Below are 23447 nucleotides of genomic sequence, written 5' to 3'. Positions count from 1 at the left end.
GGAACTCACCTCTGTGTAATCATATCAGACGCAAAAGATCCTTTCCCATACCCACAAAAAAGTGGGTAATTCACCATTCCATTTACTGAAATTACAATGCTGTTTAGAAACAACTTTAACCTGCGGAAGGGAGCCATGTACCATGAATACAGCGTTGGTATTGGTAGACATTCAAAATGATTATTTCAAAGGAGGGAGAAATGAATTATTCCAACCCGATAAAGCGGTAACTCACGCAGAAGAAGCATTGTCGCTGTTCCGCGAAAAGAATCTGCCTATTGTCCATATTCAGTGCATTCTTCTGGAGAAAGAGGCTGCCTTTTTTCTGCCCGATACCGACGGGATAAACATTCATGAACGCGTAAAGCCCCAATCTGACGAAAAAGTGATTGTGAAACATACGCCAGACAGCTTTTTTCAAACTGAATTGCAAAAACATCTTGAGTCGATGAAAGTAACGCGGTTAGTCATTTGCGGCATGATGAGCCACATATGTATTGACTCGACTGTGAGAACCGCGCATCGTTTGGGCTATGAAGTGATATTGCTCAGTGAAGCGTGTGCCACCAAGGATTTGGTATGGAACGATACAGTGATTCCTGCAAAAACCGTTCATGATACTTTTATGGCATCATTGCAGGATACCTTTGCCCGGGTAATTGACACTAGCAGCCTTTATGACATGGTTTAAGTTTTTCCATTATAATCATTCTGCCGCAAATTTGGCAGTCGGCATTCTGACAGCTTTCTTCCTTCTCACTCCGAAAAAAAGAAAATGGTAAAGCACAGCTGACAAAGCCCGCTCGGAACATACACAAAGAACGGCCAACTGTAAAAAGCTGCGAAGCTGGCCGTTCTTTTTTATGGATTCCCTATGCGCTTTTTTCAATTAACCTGCACAATGTTAACTGTGGTGACTTTCCGCGTATACCTGGAAGACCACGCCGAACTTGTCCGTGACGATCCCGTAGGCTGGACTGAAATGCGTTTCTTGCAGAGGCATGTTGACTTGACCGCCCTGCTGCAAGGCTTCATACAGTTGCTTTGCTTCCTCCGGGCTGTTGGTTGTAATGCAGATCGTCACTTGATTTCCAACGTTGTGCGGCTGACCCGGGAACGTATCGGAGAACATCAACTCGGATTCGCCAACTTTGATTGTTGCGTGCGCTACCCGGTCCTTTGCCTCTGCCGGCATCGGGAACTCCGGATTTTCCGGCATTTCACCGAAGGTCTGGCTGAAAAGCAACTGCGCTCCCAAAGCAGTTTGATAGAATTGAATCGCTTCCTTTGCATTTCCGTCCATCATCAAATAGGGGATCAGTCGTTTTGCCATCATCAAACAACTCCTCGTTATCCGAATTTTCCTTCTTTTATCTACTACTATATCCGAAGCTCCTTCATTTTAAACGCTCTTATCTTCTTACGTAGCAAAAAGATATTTACAGTCCGATAGTCGCTCGGCCGTATAGTGCAGGCAACTGGAAGCTATAGGGAAAAACATCTTTGCTAGTCTATCTGTTCGAACGTTCGACGAAAACCCCCCGACTTTCCTGCCTTAAAAAACAGGGGGACGAGCCCCCTGCGTCCATGCCTGTTAGCCACTATTCAAAGGAACGTTCCAGCTCGTCGATAAGCGATCCGATGTAAGCGACAGCTTTACGGATCGGCTCCGGGTTCGACATGTCCACACCGGCATGCCGCAACAGTTCCAGCGGCTTCATCGTTCCGCCTGCACGCAGGACGTCCAGCCATCTTTCCACGGCCGGCTGGCCTTCTTCCCGGATCATCTGGGCGACAGTCGTAGACGCTGTCAATCCGGCAGAGTACGTGTACGGATAAAGGCCCTTGTAGTAATGCGGCTGGCGCATCCAGGTCAAGCGGGCGCCTTCGTCCAAGTCGACAGCATCCCCCCAGAAATCGGAGAGAACCGATCCTTTTATTTCGGAAAGCGAAGCCGCCGTAAGTGCTCCACCCTTTTCTGCCAGGCGGTAGACGCGACGCTGATACTCCCCTTCGAGGGCGTGGGTAACAAAGTTGTGGTAGTACGTCGCGAGCAGTTGGAGCACAATCCAGCGGCGCATTTGGCTTTCATTCGTACCTGCCAGCATATGCTGTCCCAAGAGAAGCTCATTCAGTGTAGACGGCGCTTCGATAAAATAGAGCGACGGCCGGGTATTCATGATTCTTTGGCTCTTGTTCGCCAAGAAGAAATGACCCGCATGCCCCAGCTCATGCGCCAGCGTGAACGTATTGCGCATCGTGTTTTGCCAGGTTATGAGGATGTATGGATGGGCTCCGTACGGGCTCGAACAGAAGGCCCCCGTCGATTTGCCGATGTTATCAGAGCGGTCCACCCATCGCTCCGTCAATCCCCGTTCCATGATCTGAAGGTACTCCGGCCCCATTACCTGCAAAGCATCCAGGATCATTTTGCTCGCTTCCTCGTAGGAGACCGAGGGATGATAATGCGGGTCCAGCGGCGCTTTCAAGTCGCAGAAGCGCACGGTCTCGAGGCCGAGCACTCTTTTCTTGAGTCGGGCGTATCGGCGCATATGTGGAGCAAGCTCGCTGACAATGATATCGAGCTGATTGTTGTACATCTCCAGCGAAACCTTTTGCGGCTCCAGCAGCATTTCCGTGACCGATTCGTACCCTCTGAGACGGGAGAGGGCCACTTGTTTTTTCACTTCCGTCGCGTAGACGGCGGCAAATGTATTTTTGTACTGCTGCAGCGTATGGACAAAGGAGTCGTACGCTTTTTTGCGCAGCTCGGCGTCGGGCGAGAATTCATAACGGGTTTCAAACAAGGCAAACGATACGGGCAATTCATTCCCTTTCTCGTCTTCTACCGGGGAAAACTGCATATCCGTCAGTTTGCTCATGCTGAAGATGTGATACGGCGCTTCCAGAACTTCTCCGAGTGCAGCGAGGGCTTCTTCCGTTTCCGGGGAAAGCCTGTGCCTTTTCTGCTCCAGAAGCTCATGCAGGCTTCGGCGGAAAGGCTCAAGCCCTGCTTCTTGCTGGATGTAGGCTTCCACTGTTCCATCCGGCAGCCGAAGGATTTCGGAATCGATAAAAGACAAGGCGGCGCTTACCATTGTCCGAACTGCGGAAAGCTTGGACGAGTTCGCCTGATTGACAGGGTCTGTTCCATCCGCTGATTGCCGCAGGCTGGCAAAAGTCCAGGCCTTGATCAGCTTCATCGAAATCTGTTCCTGGGCTTGCAAGCATGCGAGCAAGACACTTGCCCCTTCTTTCAGCTTCCCTTTGTACGCTGCCATTTCCGCTGCGGCTTTTTCGATTTCTGCCAGCTCAGCCTCCCAGGCTTCGTCAGACGCGAATAAATCCCGGAGATCCCAAGTCAATTCGACAGGCACTTCGGAGCGGGTCGGACGCGTTTCTACCGTTTTTTCCATGTGAAATGTCTCCTTCCGTCAATTTAAACTGCCCATGCAAAAGCGTTAGATATTTTCCCTGATCCTGTCCAAAACAGCCTCCCAATGTTCTTTCATCGCTTCTCTGACCTTCTCGTCAGCGAGGTGCTCCTGATGAAAGCTGATTGTCGTCTTGTTTGCCTCCTTCGCTATTAGGCGAACCTGAACAGTAGAAGGCCGCTGCCACCCTTCTTTCTGCCAAGTAAGGCGGAGCTGCTGGAGCGGTTTGACAATCCGGAATTCACCTGTCCCTTCGTCAGAATAATATTTCTGCCCCGGCTGCAGCATGACACTGATGCCCGCTCCCAGCCAAGATTCCAGCCCTTCTGCCGAGGTGAGAAGCTCCCACGCTTTCTCCTGCGAGACGGGTAGCGTTCTCCTTACGCCAATTTGGAACCCCACCGATTTTGTCTTCCCGACGATTTTCTGGTTCATTTCGCCTTCTCCCGTCTTTTTTCGAATTTTCCCCCAATCATCTCCTCTTTCATTTCCATACAAGGCGTATCCTATCCTGTTTTCTTCCTGCATTTCGCACGATCATTTTCGATTGAACCTATGTTTGAGAGAAAAAGTGGGGTGGCTTACAAAAATGTAAGATTAACGCGGTGTTTTGTAAGAAAGTTCGATTTCACAAGCAAAGCTCCATCTGTAAATTATTAGGTAGGAAAACTGCTGAGCACGCGTTTTCCTAAAAGTTGCGTATTAAGCATGAGTTTAGGAGGAATCTAGTCATGTCCTTTGCGGAATTACATATCGAAGTGTTTCGATGGATCAATGATTTGGGGAAGCATTACGCCGCGCTGGATCCGATCGCCGTCTTTTTTGCGGAATATATGATGTACGTTTTGGCAGCGGGAATGCTCGTGTATTGGTTCACGAGATCGAATCAAAACCGCATGATGGTTATTCAGGCGGTCGCAGCCTTTGTTTTGGCTGAAATCCTCGGAAAGTTGGCAGGGCAGTTTTACTTCCATAACCAGCCGTTTGCTGTATTGTCGGACGTCCATACGCTGATTGAACACGACATCGACAATTCCTTTCCGAGCGACCATACGATCTTGTTTTTCTCCATTTGCATATCCTTCCTGCTCGTTCGCAAAAAGGAAGGATGGCTCTGGCTTGCAGTCGCTATCTGCGTGTCCCTCTCCCGGATTATGGTAGGCGTCCACTATCCGATTGACGTCGCAACAGGTGCGCTTTTCGGCTGGCTGGCCGCTCTGGTCAGCTATTGGGCTGTACCGAAGCTCACTTTTATCAAGCAATTGCTTTCGTTTTATGAAAAAGTGGAAGGCCGCATTCTGCCCGCAAAAAAGAAGTCGACGAACTTTTAGAAGCAGATGGGCATTTATGATTGGGCTCCAAAAGCGGGTTGCGTTATTGCAGTGCATCACATAGCATCGCAGCAGCTACTGGCTGCGATGCGCCATAGCCCGGGAGTGATTGAGGAAGGAATGCGGATCGGGGAAAAAACGGTTACGGGCCCTAATTGAATCGTATGTGTCACTGGTCGGTTCTAAACGTTTTTTCATGCTGAATCAGCCATTCCTTTCTCCATATTCCCCCCGCATATCCGGTCAGCTTTCTGTCCGAGCCAATCACGCGATGGCAGGGCACAACGATGCTGATCGTATTTTTGCTATTGGCATGTCCCACTGCCCGAATCGCCTTCTCATTTCCGATGTCGGCTGCAATGTCTTTATACGCAACCGTTTGGGCATAGGGAATTCTGGTCAAAGCCTCCCACACTGTTTTTTGGAAGCCAGTCCCGTCGAGCGTATAGGGAAACGTAAACTCCCGGCGTTTTCCTTGAAAATACTCCTCCATCTGCCGACAGCAGTCCTTCAACACCTGAGGGGTATCATCGCTGGCTGCATACCGCGGCTCGCCTCCCTCACGAAACATGATGGAAAGCACACTGTCATCCGAACTGATCAGCTCCAGCACACCAATCGGCGAATCGTAATCCAGTTTATACAGCTTGCTCATACAGAGACCTCCACAGATAAAAGGTAGCGTATGCTTGCCACCCTTCCCAATTTGCTCCCAAGTCCATGATTTCATCGACAGTAGGCTTGCGCTGCAACCCGAGCCGGGACTTCAATGCGTTTTGCAGTCCGACGTCCGCTACGGGAAAGGCTGCAGGATCAGCAAAGCATTTCATCATGACATAGTCCGCCGTCCACAACCCCACTCCGCGAATGCCCAGCAGCGTTTTCTGCACATGCTGGCGATCATTCATGTGCCGCAAGCTTTCTTTTGTTACTTGTCCCGTCGCCATCGCTTTCGCGACCTCAATGATGTATTCCGCCTTCCTGGTCGTAAATTGCAGGCTTCGCAGCTCATTGATGTCAATAGCTGCGATCTTGTCAAAGGCAGGATACAACCAAAAGACTGTCCCCTCGTAAACAAGCTTTTCTCCAAACTGCTCAACAAATCGCTTTTTCAACGTGTAGGCAAACGGCAGATTGATCTGCTGACCGATAATCGCCCACGAGAGCGCTTCAAATAAATCGGGGATGCGAATGATCCGCAATCCGTAATAGTTTTGGACAAGCTGATGCAATACCTTGTCCTGACGGGCCATTTCATAAAAGCCGCTCAAATTTTGCTCCAAATCAAACCATTCCCATACGTACGCCGCCACTTTTTCACGCACCTGCTCGGACGGGGTTCCCAAGGGAAAATCAACGCGAATCGTCTGACCCGCACACCCGATTTTCAAGAGAACAAGCTCTTGATCGACTTTCACCAGCTTGTACAAATACCCGTCTTTGATCTGATGCAGGACCTCCAGCTCTGATCTGCCCAAAAAAACGAGGCATTCGCCGAAATGGAACTCCCTGGGCGGAAAGAGTTCAATGGAAGATCCATGAAAGGTCCAATTCATAATCGTTCCCCCTCGCGAAGACGTTGACTATGCAAAGACATAAAAGTACGTGCTAACTCCCGAGCCTGCGATACTCGCTCGGAGAACACTGTTTGACATGGCGAAATGCCTTGTAGAAGTTGGACGGACTTTGAAAACCGACTTCGTAGCAAACTTCGAGGTTCGTAAGCCTTGTGTTGGCAAGGAGGTGTGCCGCTTTATCTACTCTGATTTTCTCCAAGTAGCTGCGGGGAGTTTCCGCCGTGACCTGTTTAAACAGTCTTTCCAAATAGTGCGGACTGACGCCGACGTGCCTGGCTATATCCTGCAAAATAAGCTTTTGCTTATAATGCTCCACGAAAAACGCCTTCACCGCGGTTACCAACTCGATCTGCGGAGAATGCTCGACATCGGGCTGGCATCTTTTGCACGAGCGAAAGCCTGCCTTTTCTACAGCATCGATGTTTTGGTAGAAGACGACGTTTTCTTTTTTCGGCTTCCTCGATCGACAGGATGGACGGCAATATATTTTCGTCGTTTTGACTGCGGTTTGACACTCCCCATGCCTAAAGGCAGGGGATTCTTGGGTAGTCACTCCTAACGGAGTGAAATTCACCAAGCTATCCCTGTGTGTCCCACAGTTCAGTTAGCTATGCCAACAGTCGAAGTCCTTCTTGCTCAATATTGATGGCTGCGTTTTCGTCACGATCATGCTTCGTACCACATTTCGGGCAAGTCCATTCTCGCAAGTTCAGGTTTTTCACGTCTTTGTTGCGGTATCCGCAATTTGGAGTGGAGCAAAGTTGGCTGGAAGGGTATTGCTTCCCGACGATGGAGATCGTTCTACCATACCATTCCGCCTTATACTCCAGCATCGTGCGAAACATAGACCATGAAGCATCCGCAATGGATTTTGCCAGCTTGTGGTTTTTGACCATATTTTCCACTTGCAAGTCTTCCAAACAGATCACTTGGTTTTCGTTAATCAGCTTGGTTGACAGCTTATGTAGGAAGTCATTGCGGGTATTTGCAATCTTCTCATGCAAACGAGCTACTTTGATGCGTGCTTTATTACGGTTTTTACCGCCTTTTTGTCTACGTGATTGAATTCGTTGCCACTTCGCCAGTTGTTTTTCATACTTACGATAGTACTTGGGATTTGCTACCTTCTCACCAGTAGACAGAATGGCGAAATCCTTGATACCAAGATCAACTCCTACAGTCTGTTCTATTTGCGGATGTGGTTGAATATCAGTCTCGCACAATACCGACACAAAATATTTTCCCGAAGGATTTCGTCTGATCGTAGCCGATCGGATACGTCCCTCGACTTCTCTTGATTTTGCAAACTCAACCCATCCAAGTTTAGGGAGTTTGATGCGATTTCCTTCCACTTTGATATTCATTTTGCATGTGTAGGATTGTTTCGGGTTCTTCTTGCTTTTGAATTTGGGATAGCCTTTTTTCTCTTTGAAAAACTTTTTGTAAGAAGAATCCAAATCTTTCAATGTGGATTGCAGGGCAGTCGAATCCACTTCCTTTAGCCATTCGATCTCTTTTTTTAGTTGTGTTAGCATGGCAGGGCATTCGTGGTAGTTGAGCGTTTTCTTTTCCTGTTCGTAAACATTTTTCCGTTTTGCAAGGAAGTGATTGAATACAAAGCGAGTACAGCCGATTGTTTTATTGATGAGCATCACTTGTTTTTTGTTTGGATATAGACGAAATTTGTACGCTCTGTGCATATTCAATCACTCCTTTCCTTTTGAGACTCAATGTATTTCTTGATCACATCCAGTTGAACAGTTCCAACGGTGGCAACAAAGTAGGAGTTTGTCCATAGCGAAGGGAGCCTGCTTTTGAGATGTTTAAATTCCATTCGCAACACTCTGGATGTATAGCCCTTCAAATGTTTTACGACTCGGTGAATTCCGAATTTTGGGTCACACTTGATGAGTAAATGAACGTGGTCAGGCATGATCTCCATTTCAACAATTTCGGTACGTAGCTCCATCGCCTTTTCAAGAAACAGCTCTTTTAATCGAATGTCTACAGGCTCTATCAAAACCTTTTTACGATACTTTGGACAAAAGACAACGTGATATTTACAGTCAAATATGATATTGCGGTTGCTTTCCACTGATCTACTCAAAACCATCACCTATGATTAATGATACCACATCTCGTTAGATATGTGGTACACATCTAACAACGATGCAAAAAAGAACTATTTGTTGTTTGCTCTTAGCATCCCCTAACGAGGATATAGAGCAAAGTTCCTTATATCCCCATAGCTAAAGCAAGGGGTTTTACGGCACGAATGATAAAATAACCCGTCATATGAGCGATCACAGGCCAAAATAATTTCCCACTTCTCGTCAAATGTGAGATTCACATGATTCGTCATCGTTCAGCTCCTGCCTTTTTGGGAAGTTTCATGCGACGTGGCACCCCGGCCTCAGCTCTTATGCAATGCCTCTCAAGGATGCAGCAGATATGAACAACTTTACCAAGGAAGATCATCACATTCATCCTTTTTCTTGCTCTTATGATCGAGCTTTCCTAGGGATTCCCGTTGCAGAAAGAGCTTGCGCTTGAAAAACGACATCAGTGTCGTTTATAATCACAAAAACGACACTAGTGTATATTTTGTTTGCACAAGCGTTTTTTCCCTTTTTACAAACATGATCCCCTACGAAAGGAGGAGTGCTTATGGCTCCAAGAGTAAGCGAGGACTATAAAAATCGAAAAAGACTGGAACTGCTCCGTGCCGCCAAGCAAGTCTTCATGAAAAAGGGCTACACCCGGACAACGATGCAAGACATCATGGATGAAGCCGGAGTTTCGCGAGGAGCCTTGTACGCCTACTTCGACAACATCGAGCATGTCTACCGCGAGCTGCTGCGGCACGAGGATGAACAGGAACTGCACTTCTTCGATCCGGACGATACGTCCACAGCCTGGCAGCAACTGACCAGCTGGATACAAAAACAGCAAAAAGAGATCGAAGCCATCGAACGCTCACTGCTGCTGGCCAATTCGGAGTTTTTTTTATCCATCCACAGCCAACCGGAAAATGAAAGCCGCCGCTATTTGACGGACCGCTACCAGCGTATGGCCGAAGCGATCGTCGATTTTGTCCAAAAGGGGACAGCCCGGATGGAGCTTCAGCCCCGCCTGCCTGCCGAATCGATTGCTCTGTATTTGATCTCGTTCATCGATGGCTTGATGCTGGACACTTTTCAGTTGGGCCCGGAAAAGACGCGGGTGAGCGCTCAAATCGATGTGCTTTTGTTTTCGCTGAAGGAAATGCTTTGCCCGGTCGAAGAAACAGCAAGCCCTTCATAAAACAGAGGAAAGGAAGAAAGCCTGATGCTATTTGAATCCGCAAGAGTTCGCCTGCGAAAAATGACCCCCGATGATGCAGCCGTCTATCATACATGGAGAAACGACCTTGCTGTCATGCAATCAACCAGTCCGACTCTCGATCTGTTTACATTCGAGGAGACAGCCTCGTTTGTAAACCAGGTGATCTTGGGGTCGCCTTCCGGAAAGAGCTATATCATCGTCGACAAGGAATCGGGAAAACCGGTCGGGATTACGTCGCTGATCAACCTGGATTACAAAAACCGCAACGCGGAATGCATCATCGATATTGGAGAAAAGGAATGTTGGGGCAAAGGCTATGGAAGGGAAGCCTTGCAGCTCCTCCTCGACTACGCCTTTTTGGAATTGAATTTGCACCGGGTATCCTTGCGTGTTTTTTCCTTTAACGAAAAAGCGATCAGACTGTACGAAAGGCTTGGTTTCAAGGACGAGGGCCGCTCACGTCAGAGTCTCTATCGAGATGGTCGCTGGCATGACATTTGCCATATGGGGATTCTTCAGGAGGAATACGTGACGAGCAAGCGATCCGTCCCGGGCAGTTGAAGGCTCCCTCTTTGTGCGTTCGGTTCGTAAGCTCGACTGTCAAGCTACAGTCATTTTCTGCTTGACAAGACACTCTCTGCTGCTGCAGCCTCATTTTATTGAGCAAGACGTTACTGACTACGGCCGCCCTTTTATGAAAGCAGCATCATTTGCGCCGAGAAGCTTTACCTGTTATCATACAATTTAGAAAACGCGAAAGGAGAGTGCCGCTGATGAAAAAAAGATCGCTTCTGTCGTTGTCCAAAGGCATCGGGTACTCGACTGCCGTTTTCTTTTCTGCAGCTAACCAAGGGAGAGGTCTGTCCAAAATTGGATATCCATGCGACTCGTCATCCTTTGATTAGCATTTTCTCAAAAGAAAACGCCACGGGTCGCTTTGGTCAAGACCCCATTTAGTGGACAGTAAGAAAAAACCCGACCGTTAGACCGACAGCTGACGTCTGAATTCAACAGGCGTCAGCCTTTTTAATTTTCGTTGTGGTCGACTTTGGTTGTAGAATTGAATATATTCCTCAATTCGCCTTTGTGCCTCATCCACACTTCGGATATCATAAGGGTAGAGCCCTTCCGTTTTGAGATGCGAGAAGAAGCTCTCCATCGAGGCATTATCATAACAGTTGCCTCTCCGAGACATGCTGATTTGGGCGCCAACCTTCGGCAACATGTCGTGGTAAGCGTAGGACGTGTACTGGAATCCCTGATCGCTGTGAACGATCAGTCCAGTCACGTCTTTCGTCTTTTTAAAGGCTTTCTCAAAGGTCCGTAGGACCAACTGATTGTCGTTGCGAACTCCAATGTGGTAAGCCACAATCTCATTATTAAACAAATCCTTAATAGCAGACAGGTAGAGCCACGTATCCGCGACACGATACTGTGTGACATCGGTTACCCATTTTCGATTAGGTGCATCCGCTTTGAAATTCCGCTGCATCACATTCTCAGCGACTCGTCCACCTTCGGTTGAAGCATAGTGACCTCGATATTTGCGGCGTATTCGAGAACGGAGCTTCATTTCTTGCATCAGACGTAGTACCTTCTTATGGTTGACCCATACCCCGTGATCTCGTAAGAGAAACAGCTGGGTTTGTCGATACCCATATTTACCATCATACTTCTTATAAACTACTTTGATGAGGTCTTTCACGGGCTTGTCCCGGTCCGCTTGTTGCCGTTTCAAGTATGCATAGTATCCACTTCTTGAGACTCCAAACAGCTTGCAAAGTTCACTAGTCGTATACTCACCAGCTACTTGCTTGATCGCCTCATACTTATGGGCTGCACCTCCCGCATCCAGATTTTCAAACACTTTTTTAGCATCGAGTTCTCTCGTTTTAGCTTTTTAACATATCGATCTTGATCAACATATTCTTCACGTCTACCTCGTTGATCCATCAACCCAAATTCGCCTAACTGTTTATATTTTTTCATCCATACTTTAAGCCGGTGGCGGTCCGGAATCCCCAGATGCTCCATGATTCGACGGTATGTCCATCCTTCTTCGATATGCAGTCGTATGGCTTCCACCTTTAATTCGTGAGAATAACTTCTAAACGTTTGCCCCTTTTTCACCATAAAAAATGCACCCCTTAAATTTCATCGGATTTACCAGGGGTTTAATCCAATGTCCATTCTAAGGGGTGCACTTCACTTCCCTGTGGTTTTCATCGTTTTGCTGTCCGGCATCACAGGGAGTACCTGTGGTGTTTTTTATTTCTTTGAAAAAGGGAGGCCGACCAAATGAAACGAAAAGGCAATCTGATTTTTGTACGACCGTTTGAAGCCGAAGATGCAGAAGCTCTGCTCGATCTGGAACTGCGGAATCGGGACTTTTTTCAAACCTACACAGCTCTGCGCGAACCGGAGTTTTACACGTTGGCAGGACAGCTTGACCGGATAAACAAAAACAATGAAAGGATGGCTCTCGATCAGTATTACTCCTTCGGCATTTTTTTGCTAAAATCAGGAGAATTGATCGGAAGCGTATTTCTGTCAGAGGTTGTACGCGGCCCTTTGCAAAGCTGCTGGATCGGCTATTATCTCGACCAGCAGTACAATGGGAAAGGGTATACGACAGAGGCCGTCCGTCTCGTAGTATCGTATGCTTTCGACGAGCTGAAGCTGCACCGGATTGAGGCCGGCGTCATGCCGCACAACCTCAGATCGATGAAGGTTTTGGAAAAGGCAGGATTCCACAAGGAGGGCATCGCCAAGGAAAACGTGAAGATAAACGGCAAATGGGAGGATCATCAGATCCTTGCGATTGTGAATAAGGATGACAGCAACTGAAGAAGCGCATAGCCGCTAATAGAAAGACAAGAGACATTACCGTGATTGCCTTCCAAAGCAACCCATACAAATAGCAGGACGTGAACCCTTGGTCGATACTAATGACCACCGGGCCGCGTCCCTTTTCTTTTTATACCATCAGTCCTAAGTAAGTAGAACCAATGAAAGGTACTAGGTTACGAAATTTTATGGTTAAAAAAACCACTTCTTTACAGTTATTTTGCCAAATAATGAAGGTTTTAGTATTATTTTAACGAACCATGTAATTTGAACTAGTTTTTTTATGATCAATAATTCCCTCTGCACTACAGGGATGTATTCAGGAGGAAGGAAATGGGTAATACGAAGTACATTTCAACAACCGCTCTTTCAAAATTAATAAACATTCCCACCAGTGAGCTTTTTTCTCTATTAATGAAAATGGGCTGGATTGAAAGAAAAAATGATACTTGGTGTTTGACGGAAAAAGGAAAAATGAAAGATGGACAATTGAGATCGGACTCTATACGAGGAACCTGGATTGTATGGCCAGAAAACATTCATGAAGACAAGGATTTTCTAGAGTCATTTCATAAACCGGAGACAAAATTTATAAACGCCACTGCATTGAGTCAAATTTTTAACATCTCCAAGTTTCGTATTAATCCGATTCTGTCGGAACTAGGATGGGTAGAAAGAGACAGGAAAGGATGGATATTAACGAATTTAGGCAAAAGCATTGGCGGAAAGCAGTTGGAGTACGAAAAAACCGGAATCCCCTATGTAACCTGGCCGGAGAGCATCCTAAAAAACAAGCGTCTTGTTGAAACCTTTCAGCAATTGATTGGTGAACCTATGGAAGAAAAAGACGAGGTGCAGGAACAAAACGATGTAAGTTTTCGGGAAAAATTTGAAGCGAAGCATCGAACCGCTGATGGCCATTTTGTGCGTTCGAAAGCGGAGATGATCATCGATAATTGGTTGTATATGTCGGAAATCGTCCATGCCTACGAACGAAAATTGCCGATCGAAGAGGATGTGTATTGTGATTTCTACCTCCCCATAGGAAAGGTTTATATCGAATATTGGGGGATGGAAAATGACCCAAAATACCTCGACAGAAAAAAAGCAAAGTTGGACATCTATCAAAAATATGGGTTTCATCTTATCGAACTGACGGATGCAGATATTCAAAATCTAGATGACGTTTTTCCAAAAAAATTACTGAAATTTGGTATACAAGCTTATTAATTTCCCGGGATAACAAACGTTGCTCCCATTGAAGCCTTGATTTTTTAGCAGCTTTCCATTGACGCAATGAAAGTTTGGAGGCACAAACATGGCGTTTACTTATACGCTTCTGATAATTCTGCTGATCATCGCCTTTATTTTGAAGCATCCGTCGGTAAAAGGATTTGTCGGAGAAAAAACTGTGCAACTTCTCCTAAAAAAACTCGATCCAAATGAATATTATCTCGTTAATGATCTACTCATTCCTGGTACAAAAGGAAAAACAACACAAATCGACCACGTTGTCATTTCAGCTTACGGTATTTTTGTGATTGAAACAAAAAACTATAAAGGTTGGATCACCGGTACGGAGAATTCCCAATATTGGACACAAACCATTTATAAAAAGAAAGCACGACTATTCAATCCAATCTGGCAAAACAAAGGACATGTGGAAGCACTTAAAGCTCTCTTATCGGAGTTTGAAAACATCCGTTACATCCCCATCGTAGTATTTAGCGGCAGAGCTACTCTGAAAGTGAGTGTTTCTTCAACAGTCATTTATACTAGTCAACTCGTTAAAAATATCCTTTCGTACAAAGATCCCGTCCTTTCGAAAGCAGATCGAGAAGCCATTGTTCGGAAGCTCGCCGTATATAATTTGCAGGATAAGGATGCGAGAACAAAACACGCCAAAACATTGCAAAAAGAAAATGAAATCCGTAATCAACGTATAAAAAATAATCTGTGTCCCTCTTGTGGCGGAGAATTAGTTGAACGGAATGGAAAATACGGAAAATTTATTGGATGTTCAAACTATCCAAGTTGCAAATTCACCCTCAAAAATCGTGCCTGACGACAGATGATTAACTTGTTCAGTAGCACCGGAAAGGCTGACATCTTATGTTGAAATGGTCAAAAAAAGAATTAACGAATATTGAAAACCTGATACGGGGGATACTCGTTATTTCCTCGGCATCAATTTGCTTTGCCTATAATCTTGGCTACCTATTTTTCTTCGGTTCTATTGGCGTTAGTCTCGTCTTGTCTGTAATCATTGGAAGTTGGTTAGCTAGGGTAAACAATCAAGGAAAAGCAAAGCAAAAAAAGAATGGGGCAAAGAAAGAACTAACCAAGAGAAATCACAAAACTGAAAAACAATCTCGTAAGCCACTTTCGGATCAAGAGTTGTTAACCGCAGATATTGATTCCCTTTCCGGACCGGACTTTGAAAGATTAATGGAAGCTTATTACCGAGACAAGGGGTATCAAGTAGAAAGGGTTGGAGGTTCAGGGGATAACGAGGTTGATTTGATTCTCCAAGATAAGAAAGGCTACAAGATCGCCGTACAGTGCAAACGCTGGAAAAAGAACGTAGGAAATGACATAGTGCTGCGATTAAAGGCTGGCAAGCAGGTGTACGGTTGCTATGACGCTTGGATTGTCACAACAAGCCATTTTACCAAGACAGCAATAGAAATCGCAGGTCCCCTAAATATTACATTAATTAATGGGGCTCAAGTCCATGATATGATTCGACGTTGGAGAAAGGAAAAAGCAAAAAATATGAGCTGACGTTCGTCACCCTTTCCTTATTGTGGAAAGGGCTTTTTTTTCACTTATACTAAGAACGTACATTCCCACCAAGCTGCTCTACTCATCGCAGATCACAGGAGGAACTTTTCATGCAGCCATATGATTTGCCATTGGACCAATTGCAGACATACCGTCCGGCGCTTACGCGAAAAGACGATTTTGCAGACTTTTGGGAAGCCACCAAAGCGCTTCTGGATCAGGAACCGCTCACCTATGAACTTGCGCCGCTGACACATCCCGCAGACGGTGTTCGCTTGTATCGGCTCAGCTACCGTGGATTTGGAGGTGCAAGGATTCAGGGGTATTTCGCCGTTCCGGACAAGGCGGGCGCACATCCGGGGCTGATTCTCTATCACGGCTATGACTGGTGCTTCGACGGCGGCATCCATGACGTGGTCAATTGGGCGTTGCACGGCTATGCTGCGTTCGGCATGCTCGTCAGGGGGCAGCACAGCAGCGAAGACAACAGCTGGCATTTTTCGTGATCATTTGAAAAAGTAACGTTTGTCTGCACGGGCCATTTTCACAATCCAGCCAAGCGGCAGGAGGTATTGGCTTTCCATGCAAAACGAGCAGATCGAGAATCCCAGCGTGTTCGCGGCTGTCCCGCAATAGAAGAGGCGAAAACCTGCTAATGAATACTCCAGGTTTCCGCCTCTTTATCCTTTATCCTTCTTCGTCCGCAACCAATTCCTTGGCAAGCGCCACCATCTGCTTCTGCACATTTTCGTCAAACTGATTCCCGTTCACCAAATAACCGATTTGATACATGACCCCGTTGTGGTAGAAATCGATTTCATTTGCCATGGTTTTCACCATTTGGACAGAGCGCTTCTGCTCATCCCAGTCATAGTAGGAGTACACGTAGCCGCCTCCTGTTTGCAGGATGTGATGGTACAGGCGTATATTGTCGTCGCCAATGGTCTCCACTTCAATCCTGTTTCCCATATCATCCGTCCCTGACTTGCGCCCGACGAACCCCACAAAAGGATCGGAAGCTGTTTCCGTCATGCGGACGATAACGAACTCGTTGCCATATCTGCCGTATTCGTCCTTGTCTTTTAAATAGGAGAACTGCACCTGATGCAAATGTCCGCTTTCTTGTCCACTTTGAAAGCTGACGAGATAAGCGTTTTGTTTTCCCATCGGAAAAGGAAGCTTGCCCGGGTCGATGAGCTTTGCATTTTGCTTCAGCTTTTCAGGCAGATACGGAAACACCTGATTGAATTCAACCGGCCGGTAGTACATTGCCTCCGTGTCGCCTCCGTATACATGGTAATGCTCGCTTTGCGCCAGATTGCCCTTTCCCGCTTTGGGCAGCGAGCTGTCCGATTCACACCCGGTAAGGCCAACTGCTAGATACATGCACAGGAATAGCCAAAAAATTTTCTTCACGTCTACTGCTCCCTTTCCTCCCGCTCTTGCAGCGTTTCCACTACCGCTCCCTTGCCCGCGGATTTGTCGATGATGCCTGCGACCCATGCATATTTGGCGTACTTTTTGATGACCTCTTTGGCCCGGAAATGCGGATCCAGCTTTTCCTGAAAAAAGAGCCGTCCCGTATCCAGGCATAGCTTGATGGCCGGATAGCGCACGAGCAAGCTTTCCAAAAAATCGGCCTCGTACACATACCGATTGAGCGCGTCGAACTCAAGCACCGGGACGAAGCCGTACTGTACGCTTTTCTCCGTGAGCCACTGAAACAGCTCCTCGCTTTTCGCCGCTGTCTCTTCAAAGCTGCAGGCACTTTCATACATGTATTCCGCCGAATCGTAAAATCGCCATTTTTCCCAATCTACCCTGTCGTCCAAGATAACCGGTTTGGGGTAATGAAACAGCACATATTCTGGCTGGACCGAAGCGGATAAATACGCCAGCTCGTTCTCGATATAGGCGTACGCGTTGGCTCGAATTTCATCATCAGAAGACAGGAAAAGCGCGTCTCTCAGCGGGGAGAAGCCGGAGCGAAACGGAAAGTGCACCCCGATCCGAAAGCCCCTGCGCTTTGACTCCCCGACCAGTTTGGCGATATCCTCCGGTGCGGAAAACAGACACGCTTCGATTCCGTAAAAGCCGTCCCGGAAATCACGCTTGTATTTTTTCTCGTCAAAACCTGCGTATTGGCCAATCAAAAAACGGTTCATCACGGTCACCTCATCGCGAGAGATAAGCAGCCTTCCCCTTCATCCCTCTTCTGTGCACACGTATGGATCGAACGGCTTGCCTATCACTTTGGGTGTTGATCACACTACCGTTATTCATCCCTCTCCCGTATTCGACAAGTTCCGACCTTTCCCTTTTTTTCCATAAAAGAAAGCCCCTGCACTTGTTCGTTTGAACAAATGACAGAGGCTTCAGCCTTCCTTGTTGCATCAATCGCTTTTATACTCGCAGCGCCGCCAGATCGAACTTCGGTACGAGTCCTTCCTCGGCAGCGCGGCCCAACAGCGCCGTCACCGCGGCATAGCCGTCTTCTCCCAAATTTGCCGTGAAGCTGTTCACATACAGATTGATGTGAGCTTTGGCTACCTCAGGGTCCATTTCTTGTGCGTGGCTCATCACGTAGTCTTGAGATGCCTCGGGATGCGCCCAGGCGTACTCGACAGACGCCCGCGTCCACTCCGCCAGCTTGTCCAGGTCGAGCGAACGGCGGGCAATGATCGCACCGAGCGGAATCGGCAGGCCGGTGTCCGACTCCCACCAGCTTCCCATATCAGCAAGCATTGTCAGCCCATACGTCTGATACGTAAAGCGGGCCTCGTGAATCACCAGTCCCGCATCGATCAATCCATCGCGGACGGCGGGCATGATTTCGTGAAACGGCATGACCACGATTTCGCCCACGCCTCCGGGTACATTCTGGGCTGCCCACAAGCGGAACAGCAGATACGCCGTGGAGCGTTCGCTAGGGACAGCCACGCGTTTGCCCGACAGCACGGACGGATCGTTCGTTCCAGCGAGACTGCCTTTCGTCAAAACAAGCGGGCCACAGCCCCGGCCAAGCGCCCCGCCGCATGGCAGAAGAGCATAGTCATCGAGCAGCCACGGAAGAGCCGCATAGGAAACCTTCAGCACTTCCGGCCCCTGTCCGCTTGCCGCAAGTCCGTTGGTAATGTCAATGTCTGCATACATCACATCCAGCTTTGGAGCGCCGGGAACCAGTCCGTGCACCCAGGCGTGAAAAACAAATGTGTCATTAGGGCAAGGAGAAAACGCAATCTTCATCATAGTACCTCCCGAATTACTTTGCATGCGGCTTCGAGCGCCTCAAAGGCCTCTTTCATACGCCATGCCGCCTTGTTTCGCGGACCGACCGCATTGGAGATTGAACGGATTTCCAGGACAGGCAGGCCGCTGTCCTTTGCAGCTATTGCGACGCCGTATCCCTCCATCGCTTCGGCGGCTGCTTCCGGGACTCTGGCCTTCAGCTCAGAGGCGGTAGCCGCTGTGCCCGTTACCGTCGACAACGTCAAGATCGGACCGTGACAGACGGGAAGTCCCGCTGCCCGCAAGGCCTCGGTCAGGCGGGATGCGAGCTTATCTTCGACCTGCACGCGGGCGGAGCCGAAGCCGAGCTCGTCCACGCTGCAAAAGCCATCCGGCGTCTCGGCTCCGAGATCGGCCGCGATAATCTCGGCAGCCACGACCAGAGAGCCTACCTCCGCCTGGCCGACAAATCCGCCGGCGATTCCTGCGCAGATGACCAGGCTGTAACCGGACTCTGCTGTTGCCAGTCTTCTGGCCGTCCTGGCAGCAGCCGCTACGGAACCGACGCCCCCTACCAGGACGTCAAACCGGCTGTCGCCGCCCAGTCCGCGCAAGACCGCTTCTTTTTCAGGCTGAACAGAGACAACCACGAGAATTCTCCCCGCTCCTGCCTCTCGATCGGGTGATGCCCAAGAGTTTTCCGTGTTCTTATCAACATTCATCTGTGTAGCTCCTTCGGGTTGATCCACAGGATCGATAATCGTTCGATATAAAACTCCCATCCTTTACGTTATCTTTATCTCCCTCTTGTGTAAAGGGATCGAGTGCATGGAAATAAGGCCTATTCCTGCCACTGTCTTCTGATGCGAATCCGGGCTTCCGCCGATATGGAAAAAATGGAAGCAGCCTTGCAATTCCATCCGCTTCCAGCTATACTATGAATAACTTTACTGAAATTAAGGGGATGTCTTGATGTCCGCGTTGGTTCTTAACTAATCAAATTTGATAGGGTGTTTTCCTGCTTTCCTTGCAAAAAACCCACATTTTTCGTGGTCTATTTGTGCTGGGAACATGAGGGGATACCCAATTAGTTAAGAACCGGCCATCCCATTCAATATCTTTGTTGACTGCAGACGACCGTGCTCTTATGCGCGGTTTTGTTTGTTTACACGCATGTCCCGGAGGAGCGTTTATTTGTCGTACCCTGCTCCCTGGAATCCGTGTATCGTCAACACATGCCCAAACAGGCAGAAGATGGACGCTGTGTTCATTTTCTGCCTGTTTGTTTTTTGAAAAATAACGATGAAAAGAGTGATCCGATTGAAAAATTATATAGAACTCGCAAGCAAACGCATAACCCTGCAGGAAGGTGTACAGGCGATCGAACAGCTCCTGCTGGAGTCTTTTGTCAATCCCGGCATCTCTACGAAAGAATTGGCTCGCAAGCTCCTGCTGCCTGTTCCCGTGACGGCTGCAATCAAAAAGGAGCTGATCAAATTGGGCGCGCTTCGCCAGGATCGCGGAGTTTGCTGCACCGAAGAAGGGGCAGAATACGTTCGGCAAAAGTGGGGCTTCGACGGTTTGGACATGGATTTGTACCGCAAGCTGCTGGAGGACTGCGATTGGAAGGCCGAGCTCGCCGACATCCTGTCTCGTCTCTACGAATGGTTCCCTGCTCGTCCGCAGGTAAATGTAGAGATTGACCAGTCCAAATGCACGCCGGAGACCAGCTTGAGGCGGGCGATTCTTTGCCTGAAACATCATGCGCTCATCGGCAGCAGGATTCTGTGCGTCGGCGATGATGATCTGGTGAGCGTATCTCTCGGACTGCTGCTCAAGCGTTTGTTCCCGGAAGCGGTCCAGCACAAGGCATGGATCACCGTCGTCGACATCGATGATCGGTTCCTTGCGTTCATCGCGGACATCGCTTGGCGCGAAGGCCTGCCGATCAGCGGTCACCGTGCAGACCTCCGCAAGCCTCTGTCCCAGAAGCAGCTCGGCACATTTGACTGTTTTTTCACCGACCCGCCCTATACGCTGCCAGGCATGAGCCTTTTCGTTTCACGGGGAATCAGTTTGCTCAAGCAAAAGACAGGACTGCCTATCTTCCTGTCCTTCGCCCATAAATCGCCTGGCTTTATGCTCGATATGCAGCGCGAGTTTATCCGGATGGGGCTGATGGTCAGCGAGATCATTCCGCATTTCAATGAATACGAGGGGGCGGAGATGATCGGGAACAGAGGCCAGATGATCGTACTGAAAACGACTGAGCAGACAACTCCCAAAATAAAAGGAGGCTTCGACGATGCGCTGTATACCGGCGAGGTGAAAAGGACGATGCGGACATACCGCTGCAGGGAATGCAATGGAAGCGTGCAGGTCGGCTTTCAGCAGCGCTTTTCTACGATTGAAATGCTAAAAATGCGCGGCTGCCCGCGCTGCCAGCATCATACGTTTGATCTCGTAAACAAGAAAAGCGTTTGACGGATTGCCTGACGAAAGATAAGAAAAGATAGCTCCACCTCTTCCAAGCATGTCTTTGCCGAAGGGGAAAGCTATCTTTTCTCGTTTTTTAGCCCGACTGCGCGGCGTTTTACGCTTACGCTCGCACAGCCGGGCGTTTTCTTTCTAGATGATCAGCTTTCTTTCTGTTCATCAGCGTTCCTTCTGCTTCTGTTCAGATGCCGCCGGGATTTCTCCCTTCTCGATGACGACAGCATGCCGGTTTCACTTTCTCCCGGAAAGCAGCAAGAACAAAGGGATTCTCATCCGCCGCTCATACGTCTCCTGATGAAGAAAGTTTTCCCTGAGCGGCCGGGATTCCCTTAGCTGTTCTACAGTAAAGCCGGCCTTCTGCAGCCCGAGGAAGTAGTCTTCGATCGTACGATGGTACTTGGAAACTGTTCCACCCATCCAGTGCTGCTGCCTCGGTCCGTTGACAAAATACTGATCGACCAGCCAATTCGTCCGTTGCCCTGCTGTCTGCAGCGTAGACGTAATGACGGGGTGTTCGACAGAAAAAAGAAGTCTCCCGCCCGGCTTCAAGGCTTGATGGATACGGCAATAAAGCGAATCGAGATCTTCGATGTAGTGAAGCACCAATCTGGAGAGCACAAGATCAAAGCGGCCTGCAGGAAATGGCCAATCCTCGATGGTGGAATGGACCACCTTTGCGGGATAGCCATGCAAATTTCCTGCTGCCGCTTCGACCATGTTGTGTGATCCTTCCACCCCCAGATAGTCCGCACATCCCTCTTCCAGCAGTTCGATGCCGAACCGGGCGTCGCCACAGCCAAGATCCAAAACCGACAAGCCGCTCACGTCACCCATCATTTCCCGTATCAGCGGTTTTTCCAAAGTATCGTTGGCATTCTCCTGTCCTTCGCGCCGCGCCATATAGTTTTGAAAAATGCAATCGTCGTCAAAAAAATCAGATCCTCGAAAGCCCACGGCAAGCCCCTCCCTTGTCCGCTCCGGTTTTTACCAACCGTGCATATGCCGGGTTGATTCCCAGTCTCTTCTACTTCCACAGCAGACGCCATCTCCCCTTTTCAAGCACCGCGAGACAGCGGCCGCTGGTCAGGAGATGTTTTTTCGGCAGGCTCCATGACTGCGTATGCAGACGCGAATGATTGTACATACACTATCAAGAGTTTTTTTGAAAGGAGGGCCGGTTTCATGAGCCAAATCACCGATGGCCATCCCGCTCCAGACGGTTTCTACCGAACGATGGGGGAATGGGTAGCCTACCATCTGGCGAGAGGCCGATCCATGGACGGGCTGTTTCAGGAATATTACGCCGACCATGAGAGCGACTTCGCGCTGCCCATTGGCCTGGATGAGCCTGCTCCCTGGGAATTTAGAGAAAAACCGTTTACCAGCCACCCCAGCCCCTTTGTAGGGATCATCCCGGACGGACGGCTCTGGGGGACAAAAGGGGCGGTGGTTACGCCGGAAAACAAGCTGGTGTGGGATGTGTCGGTCGAGCATTCGTCAGAGCCTCCGGAGCAGCATTCTGTTTTTCGCCAATCCTCTCTGCCTGCCCCGCAGCATTATGATGAGACCTGGGCAGTACTTACCTACACCGCCAGCGACAGCTATTTTCACTGGATGCTGGACGTGCTGCCCCGGCTTGATTTGATCCGGAAAAGCGGCCTGTCGATCGACAGGTACGTCTTTAACTATATGTCCATCCCGATCCTTCCCTTTCAGGATGAGACGCTGAACATGCTCGGCATTCCAGCCGGAAAAAGGTTCCAACCGCAAGCGGACAGCCATTGTCAGGTAAAGCAAGCAGTCATCCCGTCGCTGATCGGCTATACGTCCCATTATCCCAAATGGGCTGTCGATTTCTTGCGCAAGGAACTGCTGCCCTCTTCCATTGGACAGACAGCGCCGAGCAAGGAAGCGAGCGAGTCTTTCCGTCCAGGTCCATCGGGGGCCCTGAACCACAAGCGTATTTACGTCAGTCGGGCAGATGCATTTCACCGGCGCGTATCCAATGAACAGCAGATTGTCAGCCTGCTTGGGTCTCACGGTTTTGTCACCATTACTCCGAGCGAATACAGCGTGTCCGAACAAATACGTCTGTTTGCCTCCGCCGATGTCATCATTTCCCCTCACGGAGCCAATCTGACCAATATCGTCTTTTGCAAACCGGGGACACTCGTGATCGAGCTGTTTTCACCCGGATATGTGAATCCGATCTACTGGGCATTGAGCAATCACGCACAGCTACGCTATGCCTACCTGATCGGCAGCGGCAGACGATCTCCAGAATCGGTGCACGAGCTGCGGGGGAAGGAAGACTTGACGATCCCGCCGGATTCGCTGCAAAAGCTTTTGAGTTTGCTGGGCGTTGTATGACAGAACAATAAAGCGGGTCTGTAACAAATATGCAAGGAAATTTGAATAAACCGAAA

26 protein-coding genes are annotated in these 23447 nt (G+C 48.7%); 11 read left to right on the top strand and 15 right to left on the bottom strand.

Going from position 1 to position 23447, the window contains the following annotated elements:
- Positions 1 to 142 precede the first annotated feature (142 nt).
- Entirely contained in the window at positions 143 to 691 is a 549-nt protein-coding gene (locus NST37_RS05055; protein ID WP_003391184.1) for a cysteine hydrolase family protein, read from the top strand.
- 213 nt (positions 692 to 904) lie between these two features.
- On the opposite strand, the gene NST37_RS05050 is transcribed toward NST37_RS05055, so the two are convergent.
- The 3 genes from NST37_RS05050 to NST37_RS05040 all read right to left on the bottom strand — a co-directional run bounded on the left by NST37_RS05050 (position 905) and on the right by NST37_RS05040 (position 3869).
- Entirely contained in the window at positions 905 to 1333 is a 429-nt protein-coding gene (locus tag NST37_RS05050; RefSeq protein WP_003391183.1) for a VOC family protein, read from the bottom strand.
- Between the two features lie 268 nt (positions 1334 to 1601).
- Positions 1602 to 3416, bottom strand: coding sequence for an oligoendopeptidase F (gene pepF, locus NST37_RS05045; RefSeq protein ID WP_003391181.1), 1815 nt, complete (start codon positions 3414 to 3416; stop codon positions 1602 to 1604).
- Positions 3417 to 3461: 45 nt separating this feature from the next.
- Positions 3462 to 3869 carry an SRPBCC domain-containing protein gene (locus tag NST37_RS05040; RefSeq protein ID WP_024985433.1) on the bottom strand — a complete coding sequence of 136 codons (408 nt, stop codon included), beginning with the start codon at positions 3867 to 3869 and terminating at the stop codon, positions 3462 to 3464.
- Positions 3870 to 4165: 296 nt separating this feature from the next.
- On the opposite strand from NST37_RS05040, the gene NST37_RS05035 reads away from it, so the two are divergent.
- The gene (locus NST37_RS05035) at positions 4166 to 4765 is read left to right on the top strand and encodes an undecaprenyl-diphosphatase (RefSeq protein ID WP_024985432.1); all 600 of its coding nucleotides are present in this window, start codon (positions 4166 to 4168) and stop codon (positions 4763 to 4765) included.
- Between the two features lie 169 nt (positions 4766 to 4934).
- On the opposite strand, the gene NST37_RS05030 is transcribed toward NST37_RS05035, so the two are convergent.
- The 5 genes from NST37_RS05030 to tnpA are packed head-to-tail and all read right to left on the bottom strand — an operon-like array spanning position 4935 to position 8455.
- Positions 4935 to 5420 carry a methylated-DNA--[protein]-cysteine S-methyltransferase gene (locus NST37_RS05030; RefSeq protein WP_339186371.1) on the bottom strand — a complete coding sequence of 162 codons (486 nt, stop codon included), beginning with the start codon at positions 5418 to 5420 and terminating at the stop codon, positions 4935 to 4937.
- Complete coding sequence (locus NST37_RS05025) at positions 5404 to 6321, bottom strand: DNA-3-methyladenine glycosylase (protein ID WP_031933650.1); 918 nt, start codon at positions 6319 to 6321, stop codon at positions 5404 to 5406. Before NST37_RS05025 ends, NST37_RS05030 begins: the two co-directional genes overlap by 17 nt.
- A 52-nt stretch (positions 6322 to 6373) precedes the next feature.
- Complete coding sequence (locus NST37_RS05020) at positions 6374 to 6895, bottom strand: helix-turn-helix domain-containing protein (protein WP_339186766.1); 522 nt, start codon at positions 6893 to 6895, stop codon at positions 6374 to 6376.
- Positions 6896 to 6950: 55 nt separating this feature from the next.
- Complete coding sequence (gene tnpB, locus NST37_RS05015; RefSeq protein WP_003391167.1) at positions 6951 to 8042, bottom strand: IS200/IS605 family element RNA-guided endonuclease TnpB; 1092 nt, start codon at positions 8040 to 8042, stop codon at positions 6951 to 6953.
- Between the two features lie 2 nt (positions 8043 to 8044).
- Complete coding sequence (gene tnpA / locus NST37_RS05010) at positions 8045 to 8455, bottom strand: IS200/IS605 family transposase (protein WP_122957806.1); 411 nt, start codon at positions 8453 to 8455, stop codon at positions 8045 to 8047.
- 554 nt (positions 8456 to 9009) lie between these two features.
- Between tnpA and NST37_RS05005 the strand changes: the two genes are divergently transcribed.
- Both NST37_RS05005 and NST37_RS05000 read left to right on the top strand, forming a co-directional pair.
- Positions 9010 to 9645, top strand: a complete 636-nt coding sequence (locus tag NST37_RS05005) for a TetR family transcriptional regulator (RefSeq protein ID WP_031932143.1) — start codon at positions 9010 to 9012, stop codon at positions 9643 to 9645.
- A 24-nt stretch (positions 9646 to 9669) separates the two neighbouring features.
- Positions 9670 to 10227: a GNAT family protein gene (locus tag NST37_RS05000; protein WP_003391160.1), complete on the top strand. Its 558-nt coding sequence runs from the start codon at positions 9670 to 9672 to the stop codon at positions 10225 to 10227.
- A gap of 421 nt (positions 10228 to 10648) precedes the next feature.
- On the opposite strand, the gene NST37_RS04995 is transcribed toward NST37_RS05000, so the two are convergent.
- Both NST37_RS04995 and NST37_RS04990 read right to left on the bottom strand, forming a co-directional pair.
- Entirely contained in the window at positions 10649 to 11533 is an 885-nt protein-coding gene (locus NST37_RS04995) for an IS3 family transposase (protein ID WP_155808033.1), read from the bottom strand.
- Positions 11473 to 11799, bottom strand: a complete 327-nt coding sequence (locus tag NST37_RS04990) for a helix-turn-helix domain-containing protein (RefSeq protein ID WP_024985204.1) — start codon at positions 11797 to 11799, stop codon at positions 11473 to 11475. Before NST37_RS04990 ends, NST37_RS04995 begins: the two co-directional genes overlap by 61 nt.
- 165 nt (positions 11800 to 11964) lie before the next feature.
- On the opposite strand from NST37_RS04990, the gene NST37_RS04985 reads away from it, so the two are divergent.
- The 5 genes from NST37_RS04985 (at position 11965) to NST37_RS04965 (ending at position 15803) form a co-directional block, all read left to right on the top strand.
- Positions 11965 to 12513 carry a GNAT family protein gene (locus NST37_RS04985; RefSeq protein ID WP_031932142.1) on the top strand — a complete coding sequence of 183 codons (549 nt, stop codon included), beginning with the start codon at positions 11965 to 11967 and terminating at the stop codon, positions 12511 to 12513.
- Positions 12514 to 12846: 333 nt separating this feature from the next.
- Positions 12847 to 13743, top strand: coding sequence for a hypothetical protein (locus tag NST37_RS04980; protein ID WP_003391154.1), 897 nt, complete (start codon positions 12847 to 12849; stop codon positions 13741 to 13743).
- An 88-nt stretch (positions 13744 to 13831) separates the two neighbouring features.
- Positions 13832 to 14578: an NERD domain-containing protein gene (locus tag NST37_RS04975; protein WP_003391152.1), complete on the top strand. Its 747-nt coding sequence runs from the start codon at positions 13832 to 13834 to the stop codon at positions 14576 to 14578.
- A gap of 47 nt (positions 14579 to 14625) precedes the next feature.
- Positions 14626 to 15297 carry a restriction endonuclease gene (locus NST37_RS04970; RefSeq protein ID WP_243015133.1) on the top strand — a complete coding sequence of 224 codons (672 nt, stop codon included), beginning with the start codon at positions 14626 to 14628 and terminating at the stop codon, positions 15295 to 15297.
- 110 nt (positions 15298 to 15407) lie between these two features.
- Positions 15408 to 15803 carry an acetylxylan esterase gene (locus NST37_RS04965; RefSeq protein ID WP_339186367.1) on the top strand — a complete coding sequence of 132 codons (396 nt, stop codon included), beginning with the start codon at positions 15408 to 15410 and terminating at the stop codon, positions 15801 to 15803.
- Between the two features lie 181 nt (positions 15804 to 15984).
- Here the strand turns inward: NST37_RS04965 and NST37_RS04960 are convergent, their stop codons facing one another.
- From NST37_RS04960 to NST37_RS04945, 4 genes are all read right to left on the bottom strand, one after another.
- Complete coding sequence (locus NST37_RS04960; protein WP_339186365.1) at positions 15985 to 16713, bottom strand: hypothetical protein; 729 nt, start codon at positions 16711 to 16713, stop codon at positions 15985 to 15987.
- A gap of 2 nt (positions 16714 to 16715) precedes the next feature.
- Positions 16716 to 17462: a hypothetical protein gene (locus NST37_RS04955; RefSeq protein ID WP_039071417.1), complete on the bottom strand. Its 747-nt coding sequence runs from the start codon at positions 17460 to 17462 to the stop codon at positions 16716 to 16718.
- Positions 17463 to 17700: 238 nt separating this feature from the next.
- Positions 17701 to 18543: a 1,4-dihydroxy-6-naphthoate synthase gene (locus NST37_RS04950; protein ID WP_003391143.1), complete on the bottom strand. Its 843-nt coding sequence runs from the start codon at positions 18541 to 18543 to the stop codon at positions 17701 to 17703.
- Positions 18543 to 19247, bottom strand: coding sequence for a futalosine hydrolase (locus NST37_RS04945; protein ID WP_003391141.1), 705 nt, complete (start codon positions 19245 to 19247; stop codon positions 18543 to 18545). The genes NST37_RS04950 and NST37_RS04945 overlap by 1 nt, the downstream gene beginning before the upstream one ends.
- Before the next feature lie 598 nt (positions 19248 to 19845).
- Between NST37_RS04945 and NST37_RS04940 the strand changes: the two genes are divergently transcribed.
- Entirely contained in the window at positions 19846 to 21009 is a 1164-nt protein-coding gene (locus tag NST37_RS04940; protein ID WP_024985426.1) for a bis-aminopropyl spermidine synthase family protein, read from the top strand.
- 243 nt (positions 21010 to 21252) lie between these two features.
- On the opposite strand, the gene NST37_RS04935 is transcribed toward NST37_RS04940, so the two are convergent.
- Positions 21253 to 21975, bottom strand: coding sequence for a class I SAM-dependent methyltransferase (locus NST37_RS04935; RefSeq protein ID WP_339186364.1), 723 nt, complete (start codon positions 21973 to 21975; stop codon positions 21253 to 21255).
- Between the two features lie 228 nt (positions 21976 to 22203).
- On the opposite strand from NST37_RS04935, the gene NST37_RS04930 reads away from it, so the two are divergent.
- Positions 22204 to 23391 carry a glycosyltransferase family 61 protein gene (locus NST37_RS04930; RefSeq protein ID WP_251237659.1) on the top strand — a complete coding sequence of 396 codons (1188 nt, stop codon included), beginning with the start codon at positions 22204 to 22206 and terminating at the stop codon, positions 23389 to 23391.
- Positions 23392 to 23447: the final 56 nt, after the last annotated feature.

It is taken from the genome of Brevibacillus sp. FSL K6-6036, assembly GCF_037964015.1.
Lineage (GTDB): Bacteria > Bacillota > Bacilli > Brevibacillales > Brevibacillaceae > Brevibacillus > Brevibacillus borstelensis.
Note: the sequence above shows the minus strand (reverse complement) of the source record. Positions and strands in the feature narration are given on the sequence as shown.